Below are 5,425 nucleotides of genomic sequence, written 5' to 3' on the forward strand. Positions count from 1 at the left end.
TCGGTGTGTGGTTGTTCTTTGAGAACTCAACAGGGTGCTTGTAAAGCCAGTGCCAATTATGATTTATACCCCGGACTGGTCAGTTTTTGCTGGCTGGTTGGGATTCCTTTGGCAACATTTGTTTGTTGTCAGGATGCTGTTCAACTAATTTTTTGTTGGAGAGTTTGATCCTGGCTCAGGACGAACGCTGGCGGCGTGCTTAACACATGCAAGTCGAGCGGAAAGGCCCTTCGGGGTACTCGAGCGGCGAACGGGTGAGTAACACGTGAGCAACCTGCCCCAAGCTTTGGGATAACCCTCGGAAACGGGGGCTAATACCGAATATTACTACTGGCCGCATGGTTGGTGGTGGAAAGTTTTTCGGCTTGGGATGGGCTCGCGGCCTATCAGCTTGTTGGTGGGGTGATGGCCTACCAAGGCGACGACGGGTAGCCGGCCTGAGAGGGCGACCGGCCACACTGGGACTGAGACACGGCCCAGACTCCTACGGGAGGCAGCAGTGGGGAATATTGCACAATGGGCGGAAGCCTGATGCAGCGACGCCGCGTGAGGGATGACGGCCTTCGGGTTGTAAACCTCTTTCAGCAGGGACGAAGCGAGAGTGACGGTACCTGCAGAAGAAGCACCGGCCAACTACGTGCCAGCAGCCGCGGTAAGACGTAGGGTGCGAGCGTTGTCCGGATTTATTGGGCGTAAAGAGCTCGTAGGCGGCTTGTCGCGTCGACCGTGAAAACTTGGGGCTCAACCCCAAGCCTGCGGTCGATACGGGCAGGCTAGAGTTCGGTAGGGGAGACTGGAATTCCTGGTGTAGCGGTGAAATGCGCAGATATCAGGAGGAACACCGGTGGCGAAGGCGGGTCTCTGGGCCGATACTGACGCTGAGGAGCGAAAGCGTGGGGAGCGAACAGGATTAGATACCCTGGTAGTCCACGCTGTAAACGTTGGGCGCTAGGTGTGGGGGACCTCTCCGGTTTCCTGTGCCGCAGCTAACGCATTAAGCGCCCCGCCTGGGGAGTACGGCCGCAAGGCTAAAACTCAAAGGAATTGACGGGGGCCCGCACAAGCGGCGGAGCATGCGGATTAATTCGATGCAACGCGAAGAACCTTACCTGGGTTTGACATGGCCGCAAAACTCGCAGAGATGTGAGGTCCTTCGGGGGCGGTCACAGGTGGTGCATGGCTGTCGTCAGCTCGTGTCGTGAGATGTTGGGTTAAGTCCCGCAACGAGCGCAACCCTCGTTCGATGTTGCCAGCGCGTTATGGCGGGGACTCATCGAAGACTGCCGGGGTCAACTCGGAGGAAGGTGGGGATGACGTCAAGTCATCATGCCCCTTATGTCCAGGGCTTCACGCATGCTACAATGGCCGGTACAATGGGCTGCGATACCGTGAGGTGGAGCGAATCCCAAAAAGCCGGTCTCAGTTCGGATCGGGGTCTGCAACTCGACCCCGTGAAGTCGGAGTCGCTAGTAATCGCAGATCAGCAACGCTGCGGTGAATACGTTCCCGGGCCTTGTACACACCGCCCGTCACGTCACGAAAGTCGGCAACACCCGAAGCCGGTGGCCCAACCCTTGTGGAGGGAGCCGTCGAAGGTGGGGCTGGCGATTGGGACGAAGTCGTAACAAGGTAGCCGTACCGGAAGGTGCGGCTGGATCACCTCCTTTCTAAGGAGCACCTTCACCCGAAAGGGTGCAAGGAGCCCGCGACCCACGAATGTTGGGTCGGGGTGCTCAGATGGCGGAGACACTGGCAAGTTTTCCCTCGGCAACGGCCGGGGTCACCTAGTACAGCCAACCTTTCGGGGTGGTGGGAACGGATGGCCTTGGTGCGGCTGAGGAAGAATGTGAGCACCCTGTTGGGTCCTGAAGGAACAACCGTTGTGTTGTTGTTTCAGAGACGTGGCCGGCCTCCCGTGTGGGGGCTGGCAGTCTGCCAGGCATGGCCTGGCCCCACATACCGCCGGTCCTGAGGGATTGGGTTTTGGTGTGGGGCGGATCGGGTTGTGGGTTGGTCGTTTGTTGAGAATTGCACAGTGGACGCGAGCATCTTTGTGGTCAAGTTGTCAAGGGCGAACGGTGAATGCCTTGGCACCAGGAGCCGATGAAGGACGTGGGAGGCCGCGATAGGCCTGGGGGAGCTGTCAACCAAGCTGTGATCCCAGGGTGTCCGAATGGGGAAACCTGGCACCAGTCATGTGGTGTCACCCACACCTGAACACATAGGGTGTGTGGAGGGAACGCGGGGAAGTGAAACATCTCAGTACCCGTAGGAAGAGAAAACAATTTAGTGATTCCGTGAGTAGTGGCGAGCGAAAGCGGATCGAGGCTAAACCGGCTGCGTGTGATACCTGTCAGGGGTTGCGTGGTCGGGGTTGTGGGACCCTACTGAACAGGCTGACACTTGTTCGAGAAGTTACAAAGTTAGTGGCTAGTCGAACAGTCTGGAATGGCTGACCGTAGACGGTGAAAGTCCGGTAGGTGAAAGTTGCTGACCTTCTGTGGGTGTTCCCGAGTAGCGGCGGACCCCTGAAATCTGCCGTGAATCTGCCAGGACCACCTGGTAAGCCTAAATACTTCCTGGTGACCGATAGCGGACAAGTACCGTGAGGGAATGGTGAAAAGTACCCCGGGAGGGGAGTGAAATAGTACCTGAAACCGTTCGCCTACAATCCGTCGGAGCCTTGCGGGGTGACGGCGTGCCTTTTGAAGAATGAGCCTGCGAGTTAGTGGCATGTGGCGAGGTTAACCCGTGTGGGGGAGCCGTAGCGAAAGCGAGTCTGAATAGGGCGATTCAGTCGCGTGTCCTAGACCCGAAGCGGAGTGATCTAGCCATGGGCAGGCTGAAGCGCGGGTAAGACCGCGTGGAGGGCCGAACCCACCAATGTTGAAAAATTGGGGGATGACCTGTGGTTAGGGGTGAAAGGCCAATCAAACTCCGTGATAGCTGGTTCTCCCCGAAATGCATTTAGGTGCAGCGTCGCGTGTTTCTTGCCGGAGGTAGAGCACTGGATGGTCTAGGGGGCCCACAAGCTTACCGAAATCAGCCAAACTCCGAATGCCGGTAAGTGAGAGCGCGGCAGTGAGACTGCGGGGGATAAGCTTCGTAGTCGAGAGGGAAACAGCCCAGATCACCAGCTAAGGCCCCTAAGCGTGTGCTAAGTGGAAAAGGATGTGGGGTCGCATAGACAACCAGGAGGTTGGCTTAGAAGCAGCCACCCTTTAAAGAGTGCGTAATAGCTCACTGGTCAAGTGGTTCCGCGCCGACAATGTAGCGGGGCTCAAGCACACCGCCGAAGCTGTGGCATTCACATTTTATCCTCGCTGGGACTTGATTCCTTGTGCAGGTGTGTGGATGGGTAGGGGAGCGTCGTGCCGCGAGTGAAGCAGCGGGGTGACCCAGTTGTGGACGCGGCACGAGTGAGAATGCAGGCATGAGTAGCGAAAGAAGGGTGAGAAACCCTTCCGCCGGATGACCAAGGGTTCCAGGGCCAGGCTAATCCGCCCTGGGTGAGTCGGGACCTAAGGCGAGGCCGAGAGGCGTAGTCGATGGACAACGGGTTGATATTCCCGTACCCGCGAAAGAGCGTCCCTGATGAACCTCGTTGTGCTAACCGCCCGAACTTGGTGAGGTCTTCGGACTGAGCTGAGGGAGCGTGGGAACCTGATGGGTAGTAGTCAAGCGATGGGGTGACGCAGGAAGGTAGCTGAGCCCGGCCGGTGGTTGTGCCGGGGTAAGCGTGTAGGCCGTGTTGTAGGCAAATCCGCAACACATGAAGGCTGAGACGTGATGCCGAGCCGATTCAGGTGAAGTCAGTGATCCTATGCTGCCGAGAAAAGCCTCTAGCGAGTTCTTAGCGGCCCGTACCCCAAACCGACACAGGTGGTCAGGTAGAGAATACCGAGGCGATCGGGCGAACTGTGGTTAAGGAACTCGGCAAATTGCCCCCGTAACTTAGGGAGAAGGGGGGCCGGAGACGTGAAGCCCCGCGCGGGTGGAGCGTTGTATGGCCGCAGAGAGCAGGGGGAAGCGACTGTTTACTAAAAACACAGGTCCATGCGAAGAAGTAATTCGATGTATATGGACTGACGCCTGCCCGGTGCTGGAACGTTAAGGGGACCTGTTAGCTCTTTCGGGGGCGAAGCGGAGAACTTAAGCGCCAGTAAACGGCGGTGGTAACTATAACCATCCTAAGGTAGCGAAATTCCTTGTCGGGTAAGTTCCGACCTGCACGAATGGCGTAACGACTTCCCCACTGTCTCAACCACAGGCCCGGCGAAATTGCAGTACGAGTAAAGATGCTCGTTACGCGCGGCAGGACGGAAAGACCCCGGGACCTTTACTATAGCTTGACATTGGTACTCGAATTAGCTTGTGTAGGATAGGTGGGAGCCGGTGAAGTCCATACGCCAGTATGGGTGGAGGCAATCTTGAAATACCACTCTGGTTGATTTGGGTATCTAACTTCGGACCGTTATCCGGTTCAGGGACAGTGTCTGGTGGGTAGTTTAACTGGGGCGGTTGCCTCCTAAAAGGTAACGGAGGCGCCCAAAGGTTCCCTCAGCCTGGTTGGCAATCAGGTGTTGAGTGCAAGTACACAAGGGAGCTTGACTGTGAGACTGACAGGTCGAGCAGGGACGAAAGTCGGGACTAGTGATCCGGCACTTGCGAGTGGAAGCGGTGTCGCTCAACGGATAAAAGGTACCCCGGGGATAACAGGCTGATCTTCCCCAAGAGTCCATATCGACGGGATGGTTTGGCACCTCGATGTCGGCTCGTCGCATCCTGGGGCTGTAGCAGGTCCCAAGGGTTGGGCTGTTCGCCCATTAAAGCGGTACGCGAGCTGGGTTTAGAACGTCGTGAGACAGTTCGGTCCCTATCCGCCGTGCGCGTAGGATACTTGAGAAGGGCTGTCCCTAGTACGAGAGGACCGGGACGGACGAACCTCTGGTGTGCCAGTTGTCCTGCCAAGGGCACGGCTGGTTAGCTACGTTCGGAAGGGATAACCGCTGAAAGCATCTAAGCGGGAAGCCTGCTTCAAGATGAGGTATCCCACCCACCTTGGTGGGGTAAGGCCCCCAGCTAGACGACTGGGTTGATAGGCCGGAAATGTAAGCCCGGTAACGGGTTCAGTTGACCGGTACTAATAGGCCGAGGACTTGACTACTAAGCTGCTACGCGTCCACTGTGCAACTCTGAACAAGCGAACACCCGTGAAGTGTGTGCCGGGGTTGTTTGATATGTTCATAGAGTTACGGCGGTCATGGCGGAGGGGAAACGCCCGGTCACATTCCGAACCCGGAAGCTAAGCCCTCCAGCGCCGATGGTACTGCACTCGTGAGGGTGTGGGAGAGTAGGACGCCGCCGGACAATCTTTCAGAATAGGCCACCCCTTCGGGGGTGGCCTATTCTGCGTTTACCGGAT

3 rRNA genes are annotated in these 5,425 nt (G+C 57.3%); all 3 read left to right on the forward strand.

From position 1 onward, the window contains the following. Positions 1–152: 152 nt before the first annotated feature. The 3 genes from ACLQ3B_RS33605 (at position 153) to rrf (ending at position 5,370) form a co-directional block, all read left to right on the forward strand. Positions 153–1,667: ribosomal RNA gene (locus ACLQ3B_RS33605) — 16S ribosomal RNA — on the forward strand. A 388-nt stretch (positions 1,668–2,055) separates the two neighbouring features. Continuing rightward, positions 2,056–5,167: ribosomal RNA gene (locus tag ACLQ3B_RS33610) — 23S ribosomal RNA — on the forward strand. A gap of 86 nt (positions 5,168–5,253) precedes the next feature. Continuing rightward, positions 5,254–5,370: ribosomal RNA gene (rrf, locus tag ACLQ3B_RS33615) — 5S ribosomal RNA — on the forward strand. The 16S, 23S and 5S rRNA genes sit together here, the layout of an rRNA operon. Positions 5,371–5,425: the final 55 nt, after the last annotated feature.

Origin of the sequence: Micromonospora sp. DT53, from assembly GCF_049841535.1 — a bacterium.
Taxonomy (GTDB): domain Bacteria; phylum Actinomycetota; class Actinomycetes; order Mycobacteriales; family Micromonosporaceae; genus Micromonospora.